The following is a 25527-nucleotide window of genomic DNA, read 5'->3' on the forward strand; positions in this document are numbered from 1 at the left end:
CTACCGAGGCGCGTTCTCCGGGTTCAGCCGCGAATGCTTGCGCGAATAGGTGAAGTACAGCAAAGCGGTTGCTGCGAGCCAGATTGCGAACAGGAACCAGGTGAGCAACTTGAGCTGCGTGATCAGGTAGATGCACGCCGCGACGGACAGCAACGGGAGCACGGGGTACAGCGGCACCTTGAAGCCCCGCTCGAGGTCGGGTTCGCGGCGCCGCAGGATCACGACCCCGACGGAGACGACCATGAACGCCACCAAGGTGCCCATGCTGACCAGGTCGGCGAGGAAGTCCAGCGGAATGAACCCGCCCATGAGTGCGACGACGATGGCCACGATGATGGTGTTCTTGACCGGACTCAGGCTGCGCGGGTTGACCTCGGAGAACACCTCGGGGATGAGTCCGTCGCGGCTCACCGCGAACAGCACACGGGTCTGGCCGTAGAGCGTCACGAGAGTGACCGAGAAGATGGAAATGACTGCGCCCGCCGACAATACGATCGACGGCCAATTCGACCCGGTCACCTTCTCCAGGATGGCGGACAGACCTGCTTCCTGGCCGGCGAACTCGTCCTGTGGTTGTGCGCCGATGGCGGACAGCGTGACGGTCAGGTAGATGACGGTCACCACGAGGAGCGCGCTGATGAGGGCGATCGGCAGTGCTTTCTTGGGGTTGTTGACCTCCTCACCGGCGGTCGACACCGCGTCGAGTCCGATGAACGAGAAGAAGATCAGACCCGACGCGGCGCCGATGCCGGCAACACCGAAGGGGGCGAACGGCTCGAGATTGTTGATGTCGAAGCCGAAGAATCCGACGACGGCGAACATGGCCAGAATGCCGATCTTGATGACGACCATGACCGCGTTGACTCGCGCCGATTCGCTGGTGCCGCGAATCAGCAGAATTGCGCAGAGAGCGACGAGAATCATTGCAGGAAGGTTGATTCCGAATCCGAGACCGTCTCCCGGTGCGTGCGAGAGCACCTCGGGTATCTGAACACCGAAAATGCGATCGAGAAGGTCGTTGAGGTACTGACTCCACAACACCGACACCGCCGCCGTGGAGACGCCGTATTCCAGGATCAGGCACGCACCGACGAGCAGCGCGATGAATTCGCCGATGATCGTGTACGCGTAGGTGTAGGTCGATCCGGACGCCGGGATGCTCGACGCGAGCTCGGCGTAGCAGAGCGCGGTGAGTCCCGCGGTGATCGCTGCGATGACGAAGGAGAAGATGACCGCCGGACCCGCCGTGGGTACCGCCTCGGAGAAGATGAAGAAGATACCGGTACCGACCGTCGATCCGACGCCGATGCAGGTGAGCTGGAAGGTCGACATGGAGCGCTTCAGCTGCGTCTCGACCTTCGCACCTTCGGCGGCCGGGATGGCGCTGGTCGGCTTTCTGCGCATGATGCCTACGGGTCCGGTCATGAATCCTCCAGTGTCAGACAAGGGATCGACGTGCAGGTCGAGGTCACCGCGCGAGACGGCTTCCGCGCGGAACGATGAGCAGGGGGACGGGACTGTGTCGGACGATCTTCGAGGCAGTCGAACCGAGGAACACGCGAGCCAACGGGCCGAGCCGCGACGACCCCACCACGAGCAGATCACCGCCGGTCAGAGAGATCGAATTCATCACCTGTTCCCAATCGGAGCCCGCGCCCACGGCGAAGGTCGGTGACAGCGACGGATGGCGACCGGCAACGTCCTCTCGTGCTTGCTCCAGAAGCGCTTCGGCCTGCCGGGACCACTGCGCGGTCACTTCGTCCTCGGCTCCGTAGCCGCCGAACGGCGGGTACGTCGTCGCGCGTCGGGGGGCGAAGGCGACCAGATGCAGCTCGACGTTCCAGGTATCGGCGAGTGCGGCGGCCGATTCGAGCGCATCGTTCGATTCGGACGTCCCGGTGTAGGCACAGGTGATGCGGGTGAACGGCGCCGCGTTGTCTCGGGTCCCGCGCGGCGCCAACGCCAACGGCACCCGAGAGGAATGCAGCAGGGTTTCGGTGGTGCTTCCAGCGACGAAACGTCCGTCGGGACCGGCTGTCGACCCGAGAACGATGAGGTCGCTGCGCAGCCTCGATGCGGCGTCGGTCAACGCCGCCGACTCGGCCGTGTCCTCCGCGAAGAAGGCAGCGGGGTTGCCGATCTCACCGGGCTGCAGTGCCGCGGACATCGCGGCTTCTGCGTTCTCGACGGACGCCTTGCCCTGCTCCTGCAGCCACCCCTTGTATTCCGCGTCGACCTTGGCCATCGACGGAAACGGCCAGGTCCTGGGGAGGACGGTGCACGACTGCACGGTCACCGTCGCATCGTTCGCGGCGCGAGCCGTCAGAGCCAGTCTGACTCCGAGTGCGAGAGCATCGCGTCCGGACTCGTCGGGCAACCATCCGACCAGTGCGTTCGTCGAACCGACAGTCACGAGTCCCCCTTCGCCGGACGAATTGGATCAGTATGCGACGCGGGTCCCGATTCCGCCCTCCGAACGACCCGAGCTTCCCCTGCCGAATGTGCAGGATGGTCGAACTGGCCGCAAACTACGGGTATGAGTGCCACCGGCTTCACCCCGACACAGCTCGCTGCCCGCGCCGCGTACCTGCTGCGCGGTAACGATCTCGGCACCATGACCAGTGCCGCGCCGAGGCTCTACCCCCACATGTGGAGTTGGGACGCGGCCTTCGTGTCGGTCGGCCTCGCGCCGCTCAGTGTCGAACGTGCGGTGGTCGAGCTCGACACGTTGCTCTCCGCACAGTGGGGCAACGGAATGATTCCGCACATCGTGTTCGCCAACGGGGTCGACGGTTACTTCCCCGGTCCCGCCCGGTGGGCCGTACGGGATCTGGCGGCGGACGCGCCGTCCGGACTCCATACGTCCGGAATCACGCAGCCGCCCGTGCACGCCATTGCGGTGCAACGAATCCTGGACCACGCGCGGCGGCGCGGACGTACCACGCGCGGGGTGGCCGGTGAGTTCCTCGATCGTCGGTGGCCGGATCTGGTGCGGTGGCATCGCTGGTTGGCGCACGCTCGCGATCAGCAGGAGCACGGCCGCATCACCCTGTACCACGGGTGGGAATCGGGCATGGACAACTCACCGCGTTGGGATGCCGCGTACGCCAACGTGATTCCCGGCGACGTCCCGCCCTACGTGCGGGAGGATCAGATGGTCATCACCGACGCGTCGCAGCGTCCGAGCAACGTCGAGTACGACCGGTACATGTGGTTGGTCGAAGAGATGAAGATGTCGAAGTACGACGACATCGCGCTGAATTCGACGATGAGTTTCGCCGTGGAGGACGTGTTCGTCTCGGCCGTGTTCTCGGTGGCGTGCGACGTCCTCGCCACCATCGGCGAGGAGCATTCCAAGCCGCACGCCGACGTTCGAGACCTCCGGTCGTGGGCGGACCGTTTCCGTGCCGGTGTCATCGCGACGACGAACGAACGGTCGGGTGCTGCACGCGATTTCGATGTGCGGTCGGGTCGGTGGATCACCACCGAGACCCTTGCGATGTTCGCACCTCTGCTGAGTGGTGGTCTGCCCCGCGACACCGAACGAAACCTGTTGCGGCTCTTCGACGGACCGCGCTTCTGTGGTCACCCGGACTTCAAATTCGCGCTGCCGCCCTCGACGTCGCCCGTCGCCCGCGACTTCCGGTCCCGCGAATACTGGCGTGGGCCGGTGTGGCCGGTGATCACCTGGCTGTTCTCGTGGGCGTTCGGGCGACGCGGGTGGACGGAACGCTCTCTGATGCTGCGAGAGGAAGCGCTCCGCCAGGCCAGCGACGGCAGCTTCGCCGAGTACTACGAGCCGTTCACCGGAGAACCGCTGGGGAGCATGCAGCAATCGTGGACGGCTGCGTCCGTGCTGGATTGGCTGGGCTAGGCGCCTTCGGCACACGGGTGTGAAAAAGAGTGCTGGGCGACTCGTTTTCACACCCGTGTGGCGCAGCCGCCTACGCCTTCCAGACGGCGACGACGGACGGCCTCGGCTGCGAGTCGCCTCCATCTGGCCAGTGCGACATGGGAGCGTCGGCGCTGGCGTCGTCGGACTCGCCCGGGTGCTGGACGCTGACCACGACGCGCTGCTCCTGAACGATCGGGCCGCAGGTCTCGGCGCCGGCCGGCACGGTGAGGAACTGCTGGGTGTCGCCGCGCCGGTCGCCGTCGAGGACCACGCGGAACAGGCCGTCGTTGGAGTCCAACGCATTTCCGTCGGTGCTGATCCACAGGTTGCCCGACGGGTCGAACGCAAGATTGTCCGGGCACGAGATCGGACTGACCTTGGTCTTGTCGAATCCGCCGAAGTAGGTGTCGGCCGCCGACGGGTCACCGGCGACGATGAGCAATTTCCAGGTGAACGACGTACCGGCGTGGTCGTCGTCGATTTCCAGGACCTGACCGTTCTTGTTCTTGTCACGCGGATTCGCTTCGTCGGCAGCGGCTTTGCCCTCGGTGCCGCGGTTCGTGTTGTTCGTCAAGGCGACGTAGACCTTGCCGGTCACCGGGTTGGGTTCGAAGTCCTCCGGGCGGTCCATCTTGGTGGCGCCGACCTTGTCACCTGCGACGCGAGTGAACACGGCGACCTCTTCGGCACTCATACCGTCGACGAGGGAGGTGCCCTTGCCGTCCTCGCCGGTGCGCAGGATCGGGATCCACTCACCCTTGCCGGCGAACTCACCGGACGCGGGAAGCTTTCCGCTGCCGTCGATCTGATCGGGGGCGTCACCGGTCAGCTTGGCGACGTGCAGGGTGCCGGCGTCGAGGAGCGTGACGTTGTTGCGCAGCGCGGCTTGTCCGTTGCCCGACATCATCTTTCGCGACGATACGAACTTGTACATGTAGTCGAAGCGCTCGTCGTCGCCGCTGTAGGCCACGACCGTGTCGTCGTCGGTGACGTAGATGGTGGCGGCCTCGTGCTTGAACCGACCGAGCGCGGTGTGCTTGATGGGTGCGGCGGTCGGGTCCCACGGGTTCAGTTCCACGATCCAGCCGAACCGGTTCACTTCGTTCGGTTCCTGAGCCAGGTCGAAACGCTTGTCGAAACGCTCCCACTTACGGTCGCTCGCAGCACCTTCCACGCCGTACCGGGCAAGCCGGTCCGCGACTGTGGTGTCGGTGACGGATTCGGCGTTGGCGAAGTACTGGTTGAAGTTCTCTTCGCCCGACAGCACTGTGCCCCACGGTGTGACACCGCCGGAGCAGTTGTTGAAGGTGCCGAGGACCTTGGTGCCGGTCGGGTCGACGGAGGTCTTGAGAAAGTCGCTGCCCGCCGCGGGACCGGTCACGACGAACTCGGTGGTCCCGGTGATGCGACGGTTGTACTTGCCGAACGCAGGAGTGAGCTTGCCCGTACCGTTCTCGCCCTTGACCTGCACGACGGACAGGCCGTGGGCGGCGAGCCCAATGGCGAACTGTTCCTGCGTCGGGTTCTCGGCGTCGTAGCCCTTGAACAGGAACGGCTCGGTGGTGTACTCGTGGTTGGTGACGAGGAGGTAGTCCGTCGAGGACCCGTCGATCGGGAGCAACCCGGCGAAGTCGTTGTTGAATCCGAACTGCATTTCCTGAGCGGCAGCGGTCTGGTTGTCGAAATCGAACGCCGGCGCGCCCTCGATCACCGGATCGCCCCAGCGAATGACGACGGCCTGCTCGTAGCCGTCCGGTACCACCACGGCGTCCTCGGTGTTCGGAGCGACGGCGGTGAAGTCGAAGCCTTGGACGGGGGTCGCGTCGCCGGTCGTCGTCGCGCCGCCCGGTGTCGGAGCCGGATCCGACGAACACGCGGCGAGCAATCCGCCCGCGCCTACGGCGAGCACCGTCATCGCGCCACCCTTGAGAATTCCGCGGCGCGTCATCGCGGTCTTGACGATGTCGCCGAAGTACTCGCCCTTAGAGGTGTTTGGCACCTCGTGGAAGCACGCGTCTCCGCACTTGTAGCGGCAAGTCAGCGACGAGCGAGCGGACGAACCGTCGTGGACGGAGATCAAGGGCAGCGGTATCGAGGTCACCCGCGGACCGTATCCAGGTAAAGGAACAGTCAAGTGAACACGAGGCCAACACCGCCGACCGTCAGGAATAGAACGAAGCGTGGCTGGGTAGTTGAACGTGGAAGTTGTTTCTACTACGTACGGAGATGCGAATGCCTACCTTGACAGTCGGAACCGAGGGTCAGACGCCGATCGAGCTGCACTACGAGGTCTACGGCACGGGCAAGCCCGTCGTACTCATCCACGGCTGGCCGCTGAGCGGACGTTCCTGGGAAGCGCAGGTTCCCGCACTGATCGAGGCCGGTCACCGTGTCATCACGTACGACCGTCGCGGTTTCGGCCAGTCGTCGCAGCCCTGGGAGGGCTATGACTACGACACTTTCGCGGCCGACCTCTCGGTACTGTTGGAGACCCTCGATCTGTCCGAGGTCACCCTCGTCGGGTTCTCGATGGGTGGCGGTGAGGTGGTGCGCTACATCGGCAAGTACGGCACCGGGCGTATCGCGAAAGCTGTCCTCGCTGCGGCGGTTCCGCCGTACCTCTACAAGAGCGACGAGAACCCGGACGGCGGGCTCGACGACGCGACGATCGAGTCGTTCCAGGACGGCGTCAAGACCGATCGCGCAGCGTTCCTCGACGGGTTCGCCACCACCTTCTTCTCGGCCGGCGACGACCTGAAGGTCAGTGAGCCACAGCGTCAGTACGCCATTTCCTTGGCTTCCGTCGCGTCGCCCAAGGGCACTCTCGACTGCATCAACGCGTTCGGCCGCACCGACTTCCGCGGCGACGTGGAAAAGATCGACGTTCCGACGCTCGTCATCCACGGCGACTCGGACGGTGTCGTGCCGTTCGAGGTCAGCGGAAAGCGGTCGCACGAGATGATCAAGGATTCCGAACTTCGTGTTATCGAAGGCGGACCGCACGCGATCAACGCCTCGCACGTCCAGGAGTTCAACGACGCCCTGATCACCTTCCTCGCGAAGTAACCCCCGCGAAGTAACCCCCGCGAAGTAACCCCCCTGTGAGTGTTGGCACGTGCTCGGGCGCGTGCCAACACTCACGGGTGTTACGCCGCGCCGAGCATGCCGTGCGGATCGAGGACGAACTTGGTGGCCTCACCGGAATCGAAGTCGGCGTAACCCTGCGGCGCCTGCTCCAGCCCGATTGCGCGGGCGTTCACCGCCTTCGCGATCTGCACCCTATCGTGCAGAATCGCCATCATCAGTCCGCGGTGGTACTGCATGGTCGGACACTGACCGGTGGCGAACGACAACGACTTGGCCCACCCGGTTCCGAGGCTGAGTGAGAGCGCACCGACCTTGGCCGCCTCGTCCTTCGCGCCGGGGTCTCCCGTCACGTACAGGCCGGGAATGCCGACAGCTCCACCGGCCGCCGTCACGTCCATCAACGAATTGAGCACTGTCGCAGGCGCTTCCGTGGACGAATTACCGCCGTGCCCGTGTGCCTCGAAGCCCACGGCGTCCACGCCGCAGTCGACTTCGGGAACTCCGAGCAACTGCTCGATCTGATCTTGCGGGTCACCCTTGCTGACGTCGACGGTCTCGCACCCGAAGCTGCTCGCCTGTGCCAACCGGTCCTGATTCAGATCGCCGACGATCACGACCGCCGCGCCGAGCAACTGCGCACTCGCTGCGGCAGCCAGCCCGACAGGACCTGCGCCGGCGATGTAGACCGTGGAGCCGACCCCGACCCCGGCGGTCACGCAGCCGTGGAAACCGGTGGGAAAGATGTCCGACAGCATCGTCAGGTCGAGGATCTTCTCCATCGCCTGATCGCGATCGGGGAACTTCAGCAGGTTCCAGTCGGCGTACGGCACCATGACGTACTCGGCCTGCCCGCCGACCCAGCCGCCCATGTCGACGTACCCGTACGCCGCGCCGGGTCGGTCGGGGTTGACGTTCTGGCAGATTCCGGTCTTGCGCTCCTTGCAGTTCTTGCAGCGTCCGCAGGCGATGTTGAACGGAACCGAACAGAGGTCGCCCACCTTGATGAACTCCACTCCCGGGCCGACTTCGATGACCTCACCGGTGATTTCGTGCCCCAGCACCAGGCCCTCGGGGGCCGTGGTGCGCCCGCGAACCATGTGCTGGTCGCTGCCGCAGATGTTGGTGGACACCACTTTCAGGATCACACCGTGTGGGCATTCGCGACCGACGCTGGCCGGGTTCACGCCCGGACCGTCCTGCAGGGTGAACGTGGGGAAGTCGATGTCGATGACGTCGACCTTCCCGGCTCCGGCGTAGGCAACTGCTCTGTTGTCCGACATGTGTCGCTCCCGATCTGCTCAGTGCATTCGTGGGTACGAATGCGTGCATCGGTATCGACAGTACGTGGCCGGAAGTGATCGCGGTCACAATCGGCTCCGAGTACGGTTCTACAGCACCTCGGACAGGAACCTCTTCAACCTGTCCGACTCCGGATCGTCGAACAGCGCTGCGGGAGGACCGGTTTCGACGACGGAGCCGTGGTCCATGAACAGCACACGATCGGACACCGACCGGGCGAACCCCATCTCGTGGGTGACGACGACCATCGTCATGCCGCCCTTGGCCAGGTCGGCCATCAGCGCCAGCACGCCCTTCACCAGCTCGGGATCCAAGGCGGAGGTGGCCTCGTCGAAGAACATCACCTCGGGCTTCATCGCCAACGCACGGGCGATGGCCACGCGCTGTTGTTGCCCGCCGGACAGATTGCCCGGGCGCGACTGCGCCTTCTGAGCCAGGCCGACCGACTCGAGCTGCTCGAGTGCGAGTGCGTGCGCCTTCTCTTTCGGCAGACCCTGCAGCTTCCACGGGCCGAGTGCGACGTTGTCGAGCACCGTGCGGTGGGGAAACAGGTTGAACTGCTGGAAGACCATGCCGATGCGTTGCCGCAGCTCGTCCGGGTTGTCCTTCAGCACCGACTTGCCGTCGAGAAGGATGTCGCCCTGCTCCGGCTCGTGCAGACGGTTCAGTGCACGCAGGAGGGTGGACTTGCCCGAGCCCGACGGCCCGATGACCGTCGTCGTGGTGCCTGCGGCGACGTCGATGTTCACCCCGCGCAGGACCTTGTTCTTGCCGAAGGACAGGTGAATGTCCTTGCCTTCCAACGATACGGATGACATGTCAGCCTCTTTCCACGACGATGGCCTGCTCGACCGGGTCGAGCGTCTGCTCGGCCTTACCGGTCCGCAGTCGCTTGTCGATGTAGTTCACGAGGTGCGTCAGCGGCACCGTGAGCACCAGGTAGAACAACCCGGCCGCGACGAGCGGTGACAGGTTTCCGGTCTGTGCGTTCAGATCTCGACCGACCGCGAACAACTCGCGTTGCGTCGCGAGCAGACCCAGGAAGTAAATGAGCGAGGAGTCCTTGATCAGCGAGATGAACTGGTTCATCAGCGCCGGCAGAACGCGTCGCACACCCTGCGGCACCACGACCAGGTTCATCGAGCGGCGATGGCTGAAGCCCAGCGCGCGTGCGGCTTCCATCTGGCCCGCTTCGACGCTTTGAATACCGGATCGGAAGATTTCGCCGATGTATGCGGCGGCGAGAAGCGAGAGTGCCGCGGCCCCCAGCCAGTACGGGTTGCCTCCGGTGAGACCCTGCACCACCGGGCCGATGCCGAGGCCGATGATCAGGATGATGACCACCGCCGGAAGACCGCGGAAGATGTCGGTGTAGACGCGTGCGGGCCACCGCAGCCAGCGGGTGCGCGACAGTCCCGCTAGAGCGAGCAACATGCCCAGGACGGTGCCGATGATGCCCGACGCCAGAGCCAGGATCAGGGTGTTCGGCAGGCCGACCTTGAACAGGTCGGGGATGGCCGACTTGTAGAGCGACCAGTCGAAGAACGTGTCACCTAGCTGCGAGAGCGTCGATTTCGGTTGTACGGCAACAGCTTCTGGTGCATTCGCGTCGTTCTGCGCCGCGATGGCCGCGAAATCGGGTAGCTCCGGGGCGGGAGCGGCCTTGCTGCCCGGCTTGAAGCCCTCGGGCAATTCGCGGGGAACCCAGTCGGAGTACAGCGAGGCCCAGGTTCCATCGGAGATCACTGCGTCGAGCCCGGAGTTGAGCGCGTCGATCAGCGGCTGATTGTCGCGGGCGACGGCCCACCCGACGAAGTTGTTGAGCGAGAACGTGTTCTGCGTGATCGCAGTACCGTCCTCGGGCTTGACCAGACCCTCGGCCTGCTGCGACGGAGCGACCCACGCGTCGATCTGACCCGTCTTCAAATTGGCATAGGCGGTGTTGTAGTCCGGGAACTTCACGGGATCGAGGCCGAGCGTGTTCACCACGTAGTCGTCCTGCACGGTGCCCTGCACCACGCCGATCCTGGTGCCCGCGTTCAGATCCTCGAACTTGGTGATGGGTCCGCCTGCCTTGGCGACCAGCGAGAAGTACCCGAAGTCGTAGCCGTTGGTGAATCCGACGGTGTTGCGACGCTCGTCCGTCGTCGTGATGGACGACGACCCGACGTCGAAGCGTCGACCGGCCACCTGTGCGAGCAGTCCAGAGAACTCGGTGCCCGAGAAGTTGATCTGCAAGCCCAGTTTCGCGGCAACTGCCTTCAGCAGCTCGTTGTCGTAGCCCGTGTACTGGCCCGACGAATCGAGGCAGATGCTCGGCGGCGCGTCCGACAAGGTGCCGACGGTCAGCGTGCCGGGCGTGGCCAAGCCCAGTGCATTCGTGTCGATTCGATCCAGCGGGGTGACGTTCGGAGTCGTGTACTTGTCCTCGGTCGCCGCAGCGGCCGCCGCGTCGAAGTTCGTCGGCGTCGACGACGCACTGTCTACCCCGGGCGGGGCGCACAGATCGGTCGGACCTGCCGCCGCCTGATCCGAGGTGGACGACGAGCCACACGCGGCGAGCGTGATCGCCAGTAACAGTCCGACGACGAGAACCACGAGCGCGCGTCCAGCGCGTACGGCAACCATGAGAAAACCCTAAGCGGCGACCTCACAATTCACCGAAACGGCCATTACGCAAGAGTTTGGATCAGCGAACTGGAGTGTTCTGCGTCGCGGTGGTGGCGTTAGTGTCCACTGCACGTAGGCCGGAGGCCGGCTTCGACAGGTGCACCGATCGGTTGCACGACGGAAGGGATGGATCCAAGCGTGTTTCCCACTCTGGGCGCGCCCGACGCAGGCAACACCGCGTGGGTTCTCGCCAGTGCAGCCATGGTGCTGTTGATGACCCCGGGCCTCGCCTTCTTCTACGGCGGCATGGTCCGAGTGAAGAGCGTGCTCAACATGATGATGATGAGCCTGTCGGCCATCGGCGTCGTGTGGGTGCTGTGGGTCCTCTTCGGATACTCGATGGTGTTCGGGGACAACGTGATCGGCGGGTGGATCGGCAACCCGCTGCAGTACGCCGGGTTGACGTCCTTGATCGGCGGTGACTACCTCGGGACCGACGGTCAGGTCGAGATCCCGCTGGTGGGAACGATCCCCGCCCTGGTCTTCGTGGCGTTCCAGGCAGGATTTGCCATGGTGACCGTCGCTCTGGTGTCGGGAGCGGTCGCAGATCGCATGCGATTCATGCCGTGGGTCGTCTTCGCCGGCCTCTGGGTGACCCTCGTCTACTTCCCCGTCGCGCACTGGGTGTTCTCGTACGACGGCGTCACCAGTGCGAGCGGCGGCTGGATCGTGAACGATCTGCGGGCCATCGATTTCGCGGGCGGCACCGCCGTGGAGATCAACGCCGGCGCCGCCGGCCTCGCTCTTGCGATCGTCCTCGGGAAGCGTCGCGGATGGCCGCGGGAGGCGATGCGTCCGCACAACCTGCCTGCCGTGATGATCGGTGCCGGTCTGCTGTGGTTCGGGTGGTTCGGTTTCAACGCCGGCTCGTCGCTGGCCGCCGACGGGGTGGCTGCGGTCGCGTTGGTCAACACGATGGGCGCCGGCGCCGTCTCGATGGTCGCCTGGCTTGCTGTGGAGAAGCTTCGGGACGGTCGCGCGACGTCGTTCGGCGCCGCGTCGGGCGTCGTGGCCGGTCTGGTGGCGATCACGCCGTCGTGCACGGCGGTGACTCCGGTCGGCGCTCTCGGCGTCGGTGCGGCTGCGGGAGCCCTGTGCGCCTTGGCAATCGGCCTCAAGTACCGGTTCGGATACGACGATTCCCTCGACGTGGTCGGCGTGCACCTCGTCGGCGGCGTCGTCGGCACCTTGATGATCGGACTTCTTGCGAGCTCCACAATGCCGCCCGGGGTCGACGGCCTGCTCTACGGCGGCGGCTTCGCGCAGCTCGGACGACAGTTGGTTGCCGTACTCGCGGTTCTCGCCTACTCGCTGCTCGTCACCGCGGCCATTGCCTACGTGCTCAAGGTGACCATCGGTATCCGCGCCGACCCGCAGCACGAGACCGACGGCATCGACGAGCACGAGCACGCCGAGTCCGCGTACGAATTCGTCGCGGGACACGGCGGCGGCTCGGGCCTCTTCGGAAAGTGACTACTGCTGCGTGCGCCAGGTGATGGCGTCGTTCATCTCGGTGAGGTCGTAATCCGGGCCGTTCACCCCGACGGTGAACAACGTGGCACCGGCGTCGACGAAGTCCTGCGCCTTCTCCGCACCCGGCCAGGCAACGGATCTCTGGATGACCGAGACATCTCGCCCGACGGTCTCGCCGTGCTCGGCGAGGATGCCCGACTTGCGCTTCAGCTCGTCGAGGTCGGCGAAGCTGTGCCAGATGTGTGCGTACTCCGCGACCATCTTGAGCGTCTTCTTCTCGCCGCCGCCGCCGATCAGAATCGGAATCTCACGCGTCGGGGCGGGGTTGCCGACGGACAGGCGGTGCTTGATGCGGGCGAGGTTCTCGTTCAGCAACTTCAGTCGTGAACCGGCGGTGCCGAATTCGTAGCCGAAGTTGTCGTAGTCCTTCTGGTTCCACCCACCGCCGATGCCGAGGATCAGCCGACCGCCACTGATGTGATCGACGGTGCGCGCCATGTCGGCGAGCAGGTCCGGGTTGCGGTATCCGCCGCCGGTGACGAGTGCGCCGATCTCGACGTTGGACGTCTGCTCCGCCCACGCACCGAGCATGGTCCAGCACTCGAAGTGGGCGCCGTCGAGATCACCGTAGAGGGGGTAGAAGTGATCCCAGTTGAAGATGATGTCGACGCCGGCGTCTTCTGCTCGCAGGACCGCGTCGCGGATGAGTTGATAGTCGGGGGCGTGCTGCGGCTGAAGTTGGACACCGATTTTGATGGTCATGGCTCCATGATGCGCTATCCGATGGCCACACCGGCGTCGAGCATCGCAGCTCGCAGCACGAATGCTGCTTCGTCGCCCACGATTCCGCCGACCAACGTGACGAATCGGTCGACGAACTGCCCACCGTGAGCCGGGACGTCCGATTCCTCCGGTTCCAGATGGTGCGCGAGTTCGTGCAGGACGACCAACTCGCGCAGCGCCCAGGCTTTGTTTCCGCGGTGCAAGGGAACGGCGATGGTCTGGGTGTCCCGCTCGTAGTGCGCCTCGCCCGCACCGGAGCGTTCCCGCACTCGGACCGATCGGCGAGCGCATGGCCACGTGCCGCGAACCCAGTCGAGGGCGAGAACTGCGTCCACATAGGACTGCACGGATTCCAACGACGCGAATCGCCGTTCGATGGGCAGCGTCACGCTCGACCCGAGCATGTCGACGGTGCGTAGACCGCGCTCGTCGGCGCGATCGAACATGACTCGCACGAGATGCTCGGCCTCGTACACCTTCGACCGTTGCGAATCCCTGTTCTTCACCGGCCGAGCGTAGTTCAGGGACCATTTTCGCGGCCTGAACTACCGCTCCAATTGCGTCGACCCTCTACCCAACTCGGGCTCGCCGCCGAGCCGCGCCGCCCGGCCTGCTCGATCGCCGGCCCGACGCGCGCCGTGTGAGAAACCGGCCGTCGCCGACTGCCCACGCCACGTTCCACGCGCCGTCGACGTCGACGAGTAGAAGTCTTTCAGCTCGATCTCCTTGTTGCGCAACACCAATGCCGTGCCGACTTCGGGAGCGGCCTCGATGGCTTCGGTCTCGGCCTTCTTCTTCGCCTCGCCGAGGCGTTCGCCGATCCGCACCGCGAACGCCAGCTGGAATTCCAACCGGGCCGTCACTCCGGCGAGCGGCTTCTCCTCACGCACCCGGTAGCGCCGCCGACCGCGGGTCTGTACCACGACGCGTTGGACTGTGGCAGTGCGGTATTCGCCGGATTTGATGTAGGCATCGGACGCCTTGACCATCTGCACGATCAGGCTGGCGTAGAGCGCTTCGCACGTGTCGATGTCGGAATCGAAACCGTATGCGAACACCTGCGCCGACGACTGCGCGATGTCGCATTGCACATCGTTGGCACGCGCGATGGCCAGGAACAGCTGCACGTAGGTGCGCAAGCCCTTCTTGCCCGGCTCGCCGATCCGCACCATCCTCTGTACGGGTGTTGCCCGCTTCTCTCGCGACGCCGTGTGCGATCGCGCGACGGCCAGATCGATGGCCGACGACGTGGCCAGCCGCTGGGCGGCCTCCATGAACGCCTCGGCCTCGTGCGGGTTGTCCGTCGACTCGGCTTGGCGCAGCAGTCCCCCGATACGGGCCAGCATCTTGTCCGAACTCACGGGAGCGAAGATTACGCCGCCCCACCGACAGTCTTCGCGGGTACTTTGTCCCCATGACAGCCCCTTCGCCGGTCGAACGCCGATGCGCCGCGATGGACGTGCACCGGCGCCTGCTCACCGAGTCCTCGACGTATCGCGCCGAGCGGGCACGCATCGAGAACCAGACGATCGCACTGGCCGCGATACTGCCCGCGCGGGAGCGGGAGGTGGTGCGAATCGACGTCGTGGTCCACGTGGTTGCGGCCACCGACGACCAGGACATCTCCGACGACCAGATCGCGAGTCAGTTCGCCGTCCTCGACCGCGATTTCCGGGCGGCGAACGACGACATCGACAATGTTCCCGAACCGTTCCGTCCTCTCGTCGCCGATGCTCGGGTCGAATTCGCATTCGCTACAACAGATCCGGATGGCCAGCCGACGACAGGAATCACCCGGACCCGCACTCGGGTCGCGGAGTTCGACTCCGACGACGCGATCAAGTCGGCGTCGACGGGTGGTGCGGATCCGTGGCCGTCCGAGAAGTACCTCAACCTGTGGGTCTGCCGTCTCGGTGGAGGTCTGCTCGGGTACGCCCAGTTTCCCGGCGGGCCTGCGGAAACCGACGGGGTCGTCATCCTCGACACGGCGTTCGGCACGACCGGCACGGCGTCGGCTCCGTTCGACCTCGGCCGCACCGCGACCCACGAGATCGGCCACTGGCTCAACCTCTTCCATATCTGGGGCGACGACGGTGACGGGTGCGGCGGCACCGACGAGGTCGACGACACCCCGAACCAGGGCGGTCCCAACAACGGCCGACCGACCTACCCGCACGTCTCGTGCAACAACGGGCCGAACGGCGATCTCTTCGTCAACTACATGGACTACACCGACGACGCCGGCATGGTCATGTTCACCAGGGGTCAGGTGACGCGCATGTCCGCCTGCCTCGAGGGGGTTCGGCGGTCGCTCGCCGGTCGAACCGAAACTGTTGCCCCGCTGGGTCGTTGGACCCATTCGTTCGAGGAGGACCACGACGACGTCACGGTCTATCGCCCGCAGGGATACGACTTTCCTCGCGCCCGTGGCCGAGCCGGTCTCGAGTTCCGTCCCGACGGGTCCTTCGTCGATTGGTCGATCGGCGCGGGTGACGCGCGCACCGCCCGCGCCGGCTCCTGGGTCGCAGACGACCACCTGCGTCTGATCACGGCCGCCGGCAACGCACGAACGGTGTCGGTGGTGGCGCGTACCGACGATCGACTCGAACTTGCCTTTCGCACTGCGACATCGACCCACCGGCCGTCGTGCCGAGCCGACGTCGTGCTTCCGTTCTCGGCCACCGACTTCCGACGCCCACCCCCGTCCGACACTCGTCGAACCAGCGGCGTCACAGCACTTCTCGACGCTGTCTCGGAATCCCGGATCGAGGACACGCTGGACGTCGTGCTCGCGCCGTCGTCTCGAGTGTCGACGGGTGAGGGCTTCCGGCAGGTCGCGGCCCAGCTTGCCGCGGTGCTGATCGACGCCGGGTACGACGTCGTTCAGGACCCGGTCGTCGTCGGAGACGGGTTGAGCGAGAACGTGACCGGTGATCGGACCGGCACCGGTGGCGCACGCGGAGTGGTGATCGTGACGGCGCATCTCGATTCGGTCAACCACGAGGACGGACCCGATTCCCCAGCGCCCGGTGCCGACGACAACGCCAGCGGCGCAGCAGGATTGATAGAGCTTGCTCGGGTGCTCGCGACAGGCACCTGGGAACACGACACGAGAGTGATCCTGTTCGGCGGTGAGGAGCAGGGTCTCTACGGCAGCACGGCCTACGTCGCGAGCCTGTCCGCCGCGGAGCGTGATCGCATCATCGGCGTCGTCAACATGGACATGATCGGGCGCCTGAACACGGCCGAGCCGTCGGTGCTGATCGAGGGGGCGCCGGTGTCCGCGGCCTTGATCCAGTCATTGGTCGAGGCGGCGGGGGAATACACCACTCTCGCCGTGGCCACCTCGCTGGAACCGTACGCCAGTGACCACGTGCCGTTCATCGACGCCGAGATCCCGGCGGTGCTGACCATCGAAGGTGACGACCGCGCGAACACGGACGTGCACTCGGCGCGGGACGTTCGCGGCAACGTCGACGTCGGGTTCATGGTGGAGATTCTGCGCATGAACGCGGCGGTGCTGGCGCAATTGCTGAACCCTGTCGACTGAGGTCCACTGTCCCGCAACGACCGAGGGGCACACTCGGTCGAGTAGATCGACCGAATGTGCCCCTGAGTCGGGAATGGATCAGGCGTCGATGATGAACGCTTCGAGCTCGGCGCGCGCGATGTCGTCGGCCATCTGCTTGGGCGGGCTCTTCATCAGGTACGCCGACGCGGGCACGATGGGTCCACCGATGCCGCGGTCCAGCGCAATCTTTGCCGCACGGACGGCGTCGATGATCACACCGGCCGAGTTGGGCGAGTCCCACACTTCGAGCTTGTACTCGAGGTTCAGGGGAACGTCACCGAAGGCGCGGCCTTCGAGGCGGACGTAGGCCCACTTGCGGTCGTCGAGCCAGCCGACATGGTCCGACGGTCCGATGTGGACGTCCTTGGCGTTGAACTCGCGCTGCAAGTTCGATGTCACAGCTTGGGTCTTGGAGATCTTCTTCGACTCGAGGCGCGTGCGCTCGAGCATGTTGAGGAAGTCCATGTTGCCGCCGACATTCAGCTGCATCGTGCGATCGAGCTGCACGCCGCGGTCTTCGAACAGCTTCGCCATGACGCGGTGGGTGATGGTGGCACCGACCTGGCTCTTGATGTCGTCGCCCACGATGGGGACGCCGGCATCGGCGAATTTCTTGGCCCACACCGGATCCGATGCGATGAACACGGGGAGTGCGTTGACGAATGCGACGCCGGCGTCGATCGCAGCCTGTGCGTAGAACTTGTCCGCTTCCTCGGATCCGACGGGAAGGTAGGAGACGAGAACGTCGACCTTCGCGTCCTTCAGCGCCTTGACCATGTCGACCGGCTCGGCGTCCGAAAGCTCGATGGTTTCGGCGTAGTACTTGCCGATTCCGTCCAGGGTCGGTCCGCGCTGAACGCTGACATCGGTCGGCGGAACGTCGGCGATCTTGATGGTGTTGTTCTCGCTGGCGAAGATGGCTTCGGAGAGGTCGAATCCGACCTTCTTGGCGTCCACGTCGAACGCGGCGACGAACTCGACGTCGCGGACGTGGTACTTGCCGAACTTGACGTGCATGAGGCCGGGAACGGTGGAGTTCTCGTCGGCGTCCTTGTAGTACTGCACGCCCTGAACCAGGGACGACGCGCAGTTACCCACGCCCACAATGGCCACGCGCACCGCAGTGCTGTTGTCACTCATGGTCGGGTTCTCCTTCTTTCCGATAGGTGTCCGTCGAGTTCTCGACGGTTTTGGTGGGCGGGGAACTCTCCGAATTGATCGCCATTGCCTCGGCAGCGATCAATTCGTTGAGCCACCGCACTTCGCGTTCGCTCGACTCGAGTCCGAGCTGATGCAATCCGCGGGTGTATCTGTCCAGCGACCCGCTTGCACGGCCGATGGCGTCTCGGAGCCCCTCGCGGCGCTCCTCGACCTGACGTCGCCTGCCTTCGAGAATTCGCATCCGCGCCTCGGCGGGGGTGCGTCCGAAGAAGGCAAGGTGAACGCCGAACCCGTCATCCGAGTAATTCTGTGGACCGGTGTCCGCGACGAGCTCGGCGAACCGAGCTCGGCCGGCAGGCGTGAGTTGGTACACGCGGCGTGCCCGACGCTTCAGAGTGCCCTCGGGCATCTCCTCGACGATCTGTCCGTCCGCCTGCATCTTGCGCAGAGTCGGATAGAGCGAACCGTACGAGAAGGCCCGAAATGCACCGAGGAGGCCGGTCAGTCGCTTGCGCAGCTCGTAACCATGCATGGGTGAATCGAGGAGCAAGCCGAGAACCGCGAGTTCGAGCACGCGTTCCCCTCCCCTCGATTCCGCCGGATCACATCGGATGATGCATCAGCGACTATAGCCACAACATGTATCGGCCCGATATATGGGGGTACACGTAACTCAGAGTTCACGTAACTCGAGTGGTCAGCTCCGCCGGACCCAATGGCGCACTGGGTCGCCTATATGGACCGAACGTCACATTGGGTCCACGACGGCAGGGTCCGACCCGCACCTCGGCTGTCTGAAATGGGTAGAGCCGGCGATCAGCCCTCATCCGATTGCCCCGCCCCTCTCGCCTCGCACGTACTCTGGTCCCCGTGCGAATACAGCGGCAGGTGGTGGACTACGCGTTGCAGCGTAAGTCGCTGCTGGCCGAGGTCTACTCGGGCAGGCGCGGCGTCAAGCAGGTCTGCGACGCCGATCCCTACCTGTTGCGCGCGGCGAAGTTCCACGGCCGCGCGAGCTCGGTCGCCTGCCCCATCTGCAGAAAAGAGCAGCTCACGCTGGTTTCCTGGGTGTTCGGGGAGAAACTCGGACCCATCTCGGGGTCGGCGCGCACCGCGGACGAATTGGTGCGCCTGGCGGAAACGCAGGAGGAATTCTCGGTCCACGACGTCGAGGTGTGTCGTACGTGCAGCTGGAATCACCTCGTACAGTCGTACGTTCTGGGTGCGGTCCCCGCGCCCAAGCGCCCGCGGCAACGACCGGGACAGCGACGCACCGCCAGCGAGTGAGCGTGCCGGACACAACAACGACCAGTGGAGAGAAGTAAGTGAGTTCCCCCTACGACAGCCCGCGTGACGACCGAGACAACGGTCGACCGCAGGGACGGCACGCCGGACCCGACGGGCCAGGGGACAGCTACCCTCCTCGCGATCCCGGTCGCCAGAATCCTCCGCCCCGGCAACCTCCTCCGCCACGTCAGCAACCGCGGTACGACGGTCCCCCTCCCCGCGACCCCGGGTTTCGCCCGCCGTATCAACCGCCGGAAACGCGTCGTGGCCAGCAGCCGCCGCGTTTCGAGGAAGCCCGGTACGCCGATCGGGGTCGGTCCGCGTACGACGACCGCACGTCCTATCTGCCACCGATCGCTGCGCCGCCCCGTTCGGGTGCCTACGGGCAGGCCGGGCAGGCCGGAGGCCGGTCGATGTCTGCCGGGCAGGCCGGTGGCCGGTCGATGTCTGCCGGGCCGGGTCTGCCGCCGGAGCCGCCTGACCACTCGTCGTACGACTCGTCCGGCGGCGAACCGCCAGACGGGCCCCCAGCAGGAGGTAAGGCCACGAAGACGAAGAAGAAGTCGAAGTGGAAGGTCGTGCGGCGCACGCTGTACGCGCTGATCGCCCTCGGCTTGATCGTTCCGATTCTGGCGTTCATGGTGGCGTACGTCGTCGAGGACGTTCCGCGTCCCGGTGACATCAAGACCAACCAGGTGGCGACGGTGTACGCGTCCGACGGGTCGTCCGTTCTCGGTACCGTCGTGCCGCCGGAAGGCAACCGCACCGACGTGACGATCGATCAGATCCCTGTCCACGTGCGAGACGCCGTTCTCTCGGCGGAGGACCGCGATTTCTACACCAACCCGGGATTCTCGGTGTCGGGCTTCGCCCGCGCCGCGCGTGACAACGTGCTCGGCAAGGACACCGCCGGTGGCGGCTCCACCATCACCCAGCAGTACGTGAAGAACGCGTTGGTCGGGTCGGAACGATCGCTGACCCGCAAGATGCGTGAGCTGGTGATCTCGTCGAAGATGGCCCGTCAGTGGACCAAGGACGACATTCTCGCGGCGTACCTGAACACCATCTACTTCGGCCGCGGCGCGTACGGCATCGCTGCTGCCTCGGACGCCTACTTCGGCAAGCCCGTCGATCAGTTGTCCATCGAGGAAGGTGCCGTTCTCGCGGCAATCATCCAGCAGCCGTCCGGCTTGGACCCGGAGAACAACCTCCCCGGAGCCACCGAACGGTGGAACTACGTGCTCGACGGCATGGTGACGATGGGCAAGCTCGACCAGTCGCAGCGCTCGGCGATGCAATATCCCGCGTGGGTTCCGTCGACCCAGGCCACGTCGAGCGATGCCGCCGACGCCGGGCCCAACGGACTGATCAAGAACCAGGTGCTGCGAGAGATCTCCGAATCCGGCATCAGCGAGCAGGACCTGAACACCGCGGGCCTGCAGATCACCACCACCATCGATCCCAAGGCGCAGCAGGCCGCTATCGATGCGGTGAACTCGAACATGGAGGGCGAACCGGCCGAGCTCCGCACGGCATCGGTGTCCGTAGACCCGCGGACGGGTGCGGTCAAGTCGTACTACGGCGGCGCCGACGGAGCCGGCTTCGACTTCGCGAACGCCGGTCTGCAAACCGGGTCGTCGTTCAAGGTGATGGCGCTCGCTGCGGCGCTCGATCAGGGAATCCCGTTGTCCAAGACGTTCGACAGCTCTCCCGTCACGGTCAACGGCATCGAGATCACCAACGTGGAAGGGTCGTCCTGCGGTACCTGCACCATCGCCGAGGCGCTCAAGCGTTCGCTCAACACCAGCTTCTACCGGTTGGAGTTGGCACTGAACGGTGGCCCGCAGGCCATCGCCGACATGGCGCACAAGCTCGGCATACCGGAAGACGTCCCCGGAATCGGCAAGACCCTCGTCGAGCCCGACGGCGGTCCGCCCAACAACGGAATCGTTCTCGGTCAGTACCAGTCTCGGGTGCTCGACATGGCGTCCGCCTATGCGACTCTTGCCAATTCGGGCACGTACCACGCACCGCACTTCGTGCAGAAGGTCGTCGCGGCTGACGGGACCGTTCTTCTCGATCGAGGCGCCGACGCCGGCACCCAGGAGGTCTCGCCCGCCGTGGCGGACAACGTCACGTCGGCAATGAAGCCCATCGCCGGCTACTCCAACGGCCACAATCTGGCCGGGGGACGGCAGTCCGCGGCGAAGACCGGAACCGCGCAGCTCGGTGACACCGGAGAGAACAAGGACGCTTGGATGGTCGGGTACACCCCGTCGTTGTCCACCGCGGTCTGGGTCGGTACCGAGCAGGGTCTGCCGCTGGAGAACAGCTACGGCGGACCGATCTACGGGTCGGGAATCCCGTCGGACATCTGGAAGGACACGGTCGACGGGGCGCTCGAGGGCACGCCGAACGAGCAGTTCCCGAACCCGGCGCCCATCGCGGGCCAGGCCGGTGTCCCGACCTACTCCGCACCGGCTCCCGCAACAACGACGAGGTCCGCGCCGCCGTCGACGGAGGCGCCTGTGGTGCCGACGTTCGAGCCTCCGGTGGTCGTACCGTCTCAGGTGGAGATCTTCCCCGGCATCACCATCCCGGTCCCGGGTCTCGCACCCGCAGAACCGGCCGAACCGTCGACAGCGGAACCGGCCGAGCCGGCGGCGCCGGGCGCAGCGCCCGTCCCCGGCGGCTAGCCGGTGACAGGCCAGCAGCCGGTCGACAATGATCAGGGCGCTCTTCTCGCCAGTCCCGGTCCGCTGGCCGAGGATCGACGGTCGGCTCGGTGGCGCGATCGGCCCAGCCGCGAGGATCCGATGGTCGCCGAGTTGTCGTCGGTCGTGGGTGGTCCGATCGGCAAGCACGCTCTGCTCGGTCGGCAACGGTTCTTCACGCCGCTGCGGGTGACAATTCTGCTTGCGCTGGTCTTTCTTTCGCTCGGTTGGTTCGGCAAGGCGGCGTGTATCCAGCAGTCACCCGGCCCGAACGGCACGGTGGGCCTCGACTGGTCGGGAAACCGTCAGTACGTGGCCATGTGTTATTCCGACACGGTTCCGCTGTACGGGGCCGAACGGCTCGACGAGGGTGCCTTCCCGTACAAGAAATGGTGGGAGGAGACGGCCGGCGACGGCACGGTTCAGCGTCGCTACATGGAGTACCCGGTGGTTGCCGGGATGTACCAGTACCTGTCCATGGTGGTCGCGAAAGCCTGGTCCGCCGCACCGTGGCTGCCGCAGGCCATCCAGGTGGCGATCTACTTCAACATTGTCGCGTTCGGAATGGCGCTCGCCTGGCTCGTGACTGTCTGGGCGAGCGTGAAACTGGCGGGCAGACGAGTCTGGGACGCAGCCATGGTGGCGTGCTCTCCCCTGGTGATCGTGCACGCGTTCACCAACTTCGACGCGCTGGCGACGGCGTTCGCGTCGGGCGGCCTGCTCGCGTGGGCCAAACGCAGGCCCGTATTGGCCGGTGTGTTGCTCGGGCTGGGCGGAGCCACGAAGCTGTACCCGCTGCTGTTCCTCGGTCCGTTGCTGGTGTTGTGCGTCCGAACGGGCCGGGTGCGTGACTGGGTTCGGACGGCAGCCGCGGCGGCCGCCGCCTGGCTCGTGGTGAACGGTCCTGTCGCTCTTCTCTTTCCGCGCGGCTGGTTCGAGTTCTTCCGGCTCAACTCCGATCGTGGTGCGGACCCGGACTCGATCTACAACGTTGTTCGATCGTTCACCGGATGGGCCGGATTCGACGGGCCTCTCGGGCCGGGTCAGAAGCCCGATGCCCTCAACGCGGTCACGATCCTGCTTTTCGTCGCGGTCTGCGCGGGCGTGGCTTTCGTCGCCCTGACCGCCCCTCGCCGTCCGCGGCTGATCTCACTGTGCTTTCTTCTGGTTGCCGGCTTCCTGCTCACGAACAAAGTGTGGAGCCCGCAGTACTCGCTGTGGTTGGTGCCTCTGGCCGTGTTGGCTCTGCCGCACCGGCGAATCCTGTTGGCGTGGATGACGATCGACGCCCTGGTGTGGGTACCTCGGATGATGTACTACCTGGGTGTGGAGAACAAAGGACTCCCGGAGCAGTGGTTCACCGCTGCTGTCGTCGTGCGGGACCTGGCGGTGATCGGGTTGTGCTACTTGGTGATTCGTCAGATCTACCGACCGTCGGAGGATTTGGTGCGGGCCAGTGGCGACGACGACCCGTCGGGCGGTCCGCTCGACCGCGCCGCCGACGACTACCCCGACTGGCTGCCGTCGTGGCTGCGGGCGTCGGAACCCACTGTTCCAGAACGACTTGTCACGGAACCACGGTCACAGGCCACCGACCCGACTTGACCAGCCGAACGGCAACGGAGCCGAACATCCGGTGACCGGCCGACTGCGAGGCGCCGACGACGATCGCGTCGGCACGCAGTTCCTCGGCGACCGCGATCAATCCGTTGGCGGGATCGCCACGCAGGGTACGGAACTCCCACCGTAGGTGACCGAGTTGCACGTAGTGTTCGACGTTCGAGCGGATGTAGGTGAGCAACTCGTCGGCGACCTGCGATCCCGCTTCGTACACCAGCGCGCCCGCCTGCGAGAGCGCTGCGGCACCGATCTGTTGGACGTACACCAACACCAGAGTGGACTGCTGACGGCGAGCCAGCCCGCCCGCGTATGCCGCAGCCTTCCAAGCGGATTCGGATCCGTCGATACCGGCGATGATCAGTTTCGGTCCGTCCGTGCCGTACTCGAATTCTGCGTTCATGCCTCACCTGCCCCGGACAGTTCTCTGACGACCCGGTCCACTTTCGTCGTGTCGGCCGGTGCGACATCCGGTTCGAACGACCACTCACCGTCGACCCATGGGTCGTGAACGGGAGATCGTCCGTCGATCGGAAGGTGCATGGACCTGCGTAGAAGAGCGGCGGCGAGGGGGTCGATGTCCTCGGCGTCGGCCGAACCGATCAGGACGAGAGACAAGCCGGCGAACGGGCCCCGCTCGGCAAGGAAGGCAATGCGACCGAGTTCGGCCGAACCGAAACCGTAGGGAAAGCCCGACACCACCACCACACTTCGCGGCGGCACGGTAGGTGGGGTCTCCCCGGCTCCGACAGCCATGTGCCACAGGTCGATCGTGTGCGACAGCTCGTCCAGCCGAGCCGTCACGGCGGCGCGGTCGGTGAATGTGCGCGCGATCGGAGACACCCGCGCGGACGTCTCGGCCAGTGATCCGCCGATGTCGAGAATGTCGATGACGGTGGCACCGCGCGGTGCGGCGGCCGCTGTCCGGAGGAGGACCGCTGTGATCGAGGAGGCCGACGACGCGCCCCCCGTGTCGTCCTCGAACCATAGCGGGTTGGCGGCCGGCCAGGCTGCGCACAGCGGAACTCGCAACGGGCTGCGCGAGGGCACGGCCACCTCACCGACGCGAATGCAGTCGGTGAACCCATCGGTGTCCGAAAGTTGTTGCCACGAAGCCGATCCCCACGTGGACACGCTGGCGGGTAGCTCGCCGTCGAGCGTAGTGATCTCGTCGGTCAGCTGGCGACTGTCGTCGAGATGACGGGCATGCGCGGTTGCCACCAGTGCGTCGTGGCGGTTCTGCGCGTCGACCCTGCCCTGCTCGGCGGCCGGCGACGATCGGGCCGCGATATCGGAGGACAGGTCCGACAGTTCGTCGCCGAGCCGTTCGTCCGCGTAGTCGACGGCGGCGTCGAACGCGGCGGCCGATCGCGATGCGTCCTCGAAGATCATCCACACGCGTTCGAGTACACGTGCCCGATCCAGCGGCACGGGCAGCGGCGCCGAATGATGTAGCGGTGCCGAATCATGCTGTGAGTGCGACGCTTCGACGCCATCGTCGACCTCGACACCGTGAGCCACCAGGAGGTCGGCGAGGCCGCCCGCAAAGCCCTGCCCGACGGCCCGCACCTTCCACGCGTGTCCGCGGCGGTACACCTCGAGGCCGATCAATGCGCCGAGCCCGTTCGTGTTCGGAGCGAATTCGTACAAGACCTCGTTCGACGGGCCGGTGAGCGCGAGGTCGACGTCGACAGGGAGCGATGGGGATCCGTCGGCAGCCACGATCAGGAGGACGGCGTCGACAGTCGGCTCGATCTCGTCGAGAGTCACTGCGAGAGAGCCGTTGTCGGTCAACCGGACACCGGCGGCCGTCGGTGAGTTCCAGAACACGAGGTCCCCGTCGCTCCGCACCCGGCGGTCACCGTCGACCAGCAAGGCGCACACGTCGACGGACGACGCACGCACCGTCGCGGTCACCGAGAGCTCGGTCAGCGCGGCGTTCTGTCCCGGCGTCAGTCGAAGGGTCATCG

Annotated in this window: 20 protein-coding genes; 7 read left to right on the plus strand and 13 right to left on the minus strand. The window is 65.5% G+C overall.

Going from position 1 to position 25527, the window contains the following annotated elements; translation table 11 throughout:
- Together IEW02_RS00945 and IEW02_RS00950 are read right to left on the minus strand one after the other, a co-directional pair.
- Positions 1-1425, minus strand: a complete 1425-nt coding sequence (locus IEW02_RS00945) for an amino acid permease (protein ID WP_188542845.1) — start codon at positions 1423-1425, stop codon at positions 1-3.
- 43 nt (positions 1426-1468) lie between these two features.
- Entirely contained in the window at positions 1469-2413 is a 945-nt protein-coding gene (locus IEW02_RS00950; RefSeq protein WP_188542846.1) for a universal stress protein, read from the minus strand.
- A gap of 123 nt (positions 2414-2536) precedes the next feature.
- Here IEW02_RS00950 and ggh point away from each other — a divergent pair, with 123 nt between their 5' ends.
- A complete protein-coding gene (ggh, locus tag IEW02_RS00955) occupies positions 2537-3874 on the plus strand; it encodes a glucosylglycerate hydrolase (protein ID WP_188542847.1) in 1338 nt (445 codons plus the stop codon).
- Positions 3875-3944: 70 nt separating this feature from the next.
- Here the strand turns inward: ggh and IEW02_RS00960 are convergent, their stop codons facing one another.
- The gene (locus IEW02_RS00960) at positions 3945-5996 is read right to left on the minus strand and encodes a PhoX family protein (RefSeq protein WP_188542848.1); all 2052 of its coding nucleotides are present in this window, start codon (positions 5994-5996) and stop codon (positions 3945-3947) included.
- 131 nt (positions 5997-6127) lie between these two features.
- Between IEW02_RS00960 and IEW02_RS00965 the strand changes: the two genes are divergently transcribed.
- Positions 6128-6961 (plus strand): alpha/beta fold hydrolase, encoded by an 834-nt coding sequence (locus IEW02_RS00965; RefSeq protein ID WP_188542849.1) that lies wholly within the window; start codon positions 6128-6130, stop codon positions 6959-6961.
- A gap of 80 nt (positions 6962-7041) precedes the next feature.
- Here the strand turns inward: IEW02_RS00965 and fdhA are convergent, their stop codons facing one another.
- The 3 genes from fdhA to IEW02_RS00980 all read right to left on the minus strand — a co-directional run bounded on the left by fdhA (position 7042) and on the right by IEW02_RS00980 (position 10909).
- On the minus strand, positions 7042-8262 hold the full coding sequence (gene fdhA / locus IEW02_RS00970) for a formaldehyde dehydrogenase, glutathione-independent (RefSeq protein ID WP_188542850.1): 1221 nt from the start codon (positions 8260-8262) through the stop codon (positions 7042-7044).
- Positions 8263-8370: 108 nt separating this feature from the next.
- Positions 8371-9099, minus strand: coding sequence for an amino acid ABC transporter ATP-binding protein (locus IEW02_RS00975; protein ID WP_188542851.1), 729 nt, complete (start codon positions 9097-9099; stop codon positions 8371-8373).
- Position 9100: 1 nt separating this feature from the next.
- Positions 9101-10909, minus strand: a complete 1809-nt coding sequence (locus tag IEW02_RS00980; RefSeq protein ID WP_188542852.1) for an ABC transporter substrate-binding protein/permease — start codon at positions 10907-10909, stop codon at positions 9101-9103.
- Between the two features lie 180 nt (positions 10910-11089).
- Between IEW02_RS00980 and IEW02_RS00985 the strand changes: the two genes are divergently transcribed.
- Positions 11090-12424 (plus strand): ammonium transporter, encoded by a 1335-nt coding sequence (locus IEW02_RS00985; RefSeq protein WP_188542853.1) that lies wholly within the window; start codon positions 11090-11092, stop codon positions 12422-12424.
- On the opposite strand, the gene IEW02_RS00990 is transcribed toward IEW02_RS00985, so the two are convergent.
- From IEW02_RS00990 to IEW02_RS01000, 3 genes are read right to left on the minus strand one after another with little or no spacing between them, the layout of a single operon-like run.
- Positions 12425-13186, minus strand: a complete 762-nt coding sequence (locus IEW02_RS00990) for an LLM class F420-dependent oxidoreductase (RefSeq protein ID WP_188542854.1) — start codon at positions 13184-13186, stop codon at positions 12425-12427. It abuts the gene before it with no gap.
- Between the two features lie 14 nt (positions 13187-13200).
- On the minus strand, positions 13201-13713 hold the full coding sequence (locus tag IEW02_RS00995) for a TIGR04338 family metallohydrolase (RefSeq protein WP_188542855.1): 513 nt from the start codon (positions 13711-13713) through the stop codon (positions 13201-13203).
- Between the two features lie 39 nt (positions 13714-13752).
- Positions 13753-14568 carry a DUF2786 domain-containing protein gene (locus tag IEW02_RS01000; protein ID WP_188542856.1) on the minus strand — a complete coding sequence of 272 codons (816 nt, stop codon included), beginning with the start codon at positions 14566-14568 and terminating at the stop codon, positions 13753-13755.
- 53 nt (positions 14569-14621) lie between these two features.
- On the opposite strand from IEW02_RS01000, the gene IEW02_RS01005 reads away from it, so the two are divergent.
- The gene (locus tag IEW02_RS01005; protein ID WP_188542857.1) at positions 14622-16757 is read left to right on the plus strand and encodes a M20/M25/M40 family metallo-hydrolase; all 2136 of its coding nucleotides are present in this window, start codon (positions 14622-14624) and stop codon (positions 16755-16757) included.
- A gap of 78 nt (positions 16758-16835) precedes the next feature.
- On the opposite strand, the gene IEW02_RS01010 is transcribed toward IEW02_RS01005, so the two are convergent.
- Together IEW02_RS01010 and IEW02_RS01015 are read right to left on the minus strand one after the other, a co-directional pair.
- Entirely contained in the window at positions 16836-17918 is a 1083-nt protein-coding gene (locus IEW02_RS01010) for an inositol-3-phosphate synthase (RefSeq protein ID WP_188542858.1), read from the minus strand.
- Positions 17911-18513: a PadR family transcriptional regulator gene (locus IEW02_RS01015; protein ID WP_188542859.1), complete on the minus strand. Its 603-nt coding sequence runs from the start codon at positions 18511-18513 to the stop codon at positions 17911-17913. Before IEW02_RS01015 ends, IEW02_RS01010 begins: the two co-directional genes overlap by 8 nt.
- A 296-nt stretch (positions 18514-18809) precedes the next feature.
- On the opposite strand from IEW02_RS01015, the gene IEW02_RS01020 reads away from it, so the two are divergent.
- The 3 genes from IEW02_RS01020 (at position 18810) to IEW02_RS01030 (ending at position 23545) form a co-directional block, all read left to right on the plus strand.
- Positions 18810-19226 carry a DUF5318 domain-containing protein gene (locus IEW02_RS01020; RefSeq protein WP_188542860.1) on the plus strand — a complete coding sequence of 139 codons (417 nt, stop codon included), beginning with the start codon at positions 18810-18812 and terminating at the stop codon, positions 19224-19226.
- 413 nt (positions 19227-19639) lie between these two features.
- Positions 19640-21922 (plus strand): transglycosylase domain-containing protein, encoded by a 2283-nt coding sequence (locus tag IEW02_RS01025; RefSeq protein WP_188543917.1) that lies wholly within the window; start codon positions 19640-19642, stop codon positions 21920-21922.
- A gap of 120 nt (positions 21923-22042) precedes the next feature.
- Positions 22043-23545 (plus strand): glycosyltransferase family 87 protein, encoded by a 1503-nt coding sequence (locus IEW02_RS01030; protein WP_188543918.1) that lies wholly within the window; start codon positions 22043-22045, stop codon positions 23543-23545.
- Here the strand turns inward: IEW02_RS01030 and IEW02_RS01035 are convergent.
- Positions 23508-23960: a universal stress protein gene (locus tag IEW02_RS01035; RefSeq protein ID WP_188542861.1), complete on the minus strand. Its 453-nt coding sequence runs from the start codon at positions 23958-23960 to the stop codon at positions 23508-23510. The genes IEW02_RS01030 and IEW02_RS01035 overlap by 38 nt on opposite strands.
- Positions 23957-25525: a TerD family protein gene (locus IEW02_RS01040; protein WP_188542862.1), complete on the minus strand. Its 1569-nt coding sequence runs from the start codon at positions 25523-25525 to the stop codon at positions 23957-23959. The genes IEW02_RS01035 and IEW02_RS01040 overlap by 4 nt, the downstream gene beginning before the upstream one ends.
- Between the last annotated feature and the right edge of the window lie 2 nt (positions 25526-25527).

The organism is Rhodococcoides trifolii (assembly GCF_014635345.1).
Taxonomy (GTDB): Bacteria; Actinomycetota; Actinomycetes; order Mycobacteriales; family Mycobacteriaceae; genus Rhodococcoides; species Rhodococcoides trifolii.

Bases quoted from the DNA above. Each gene is read 5' to 3' on its own strand.
- IEW02_RS01040 (WP_188542862.1), bottom strand. From the start codon at position 25,525: ATGACCCTTCGACTGACGCCGGGACAGAACGCCGCGCTGACCGAGCTC.
- IEW02_RS01025 (WP_188543917.1), top strand. From the start codon at position 19,640: ATGTCTGCCGGGCAGGCCGGTGGCCGGTCGATGTCTGCCGGGCCGGGT.
- IEW02_RS00975 (WP_188542851.1), bottom strand. From the start codon at position 9,099: ATGTCATCCGTATCGTTGGAAGGCAAGGACATTCACCTGTCCTTCGGC.
- IEW02_RS00965 (WP_188542849.1), top strand. From the start codon at position 6,128: ATGCCTACCTTGACAGTCGGAACCGAGGGTCAGACGCCGATCGAGCTG.
- ggh (WP_188542847.1), top strand. From the start codon at position 2,537: ATGAGTGCCACCGGCTTCACCCCGACACAGCTCGCTGCCCGCGCCGCG.
- IEW02_RS00980 (WP_188542852.1), bottom strand. From the start codon at position 10,909: ATGGTTGCCGTACGCGCTGGACGCGCGCTCGTGGTTCTCGTCGTCGGA.
- IEW02_RS00990 (WP_188542854.1), bottom strand. From the start codon at position 13,186: ATGACCATCAAAATCGGTGTCCAACTTCAGCCGCAGCACGCCCCCGAC.
- IEW02_RS01010 (WP_188542858.1), bottom strand. From the start codon at position 17,918: ATGAGTGACAACAGCACTGCGGTGCGCGTGGCCATTGTGGGCGTGGGT.
- IEW02_RS01030 (WP_188543918.1), top strand. From the start codon at position 22,043: ATGGTCGCCGAGTTGTCGTCGGTCGTGGGTGGTCCGATCGGCAAGCAC.
- IEW02_RS00945 (WP_188542845.1), bottom strand. From the start codon at position 1,425: ATGACCGGACCCGTAGGCATCATGCGCAGAAAGCCGACCAGCGCCATC.
- IEW02_RS01035 (WP_188542861.1), bottom strand. From the start codon at position 23,960: ATGAACGCAGAATTCGAGTACGGCACGGACGGACCGAAACTGATCATC.
- IEW02_RS01005 (WP_188542857.1), top strand. From the start codon at position 14,622: ATGACAGCCCCTTCGCCGGTCGAACGCCGATGCGCCGCGATGGACGTG.
- fdhA (WP_188542850.1), bottom strand. From the start codon at position 8,262: ATGTCGGACAACAGAGCAGTTGCCTACGCCGGAGCCGGGAAGGTCGAC.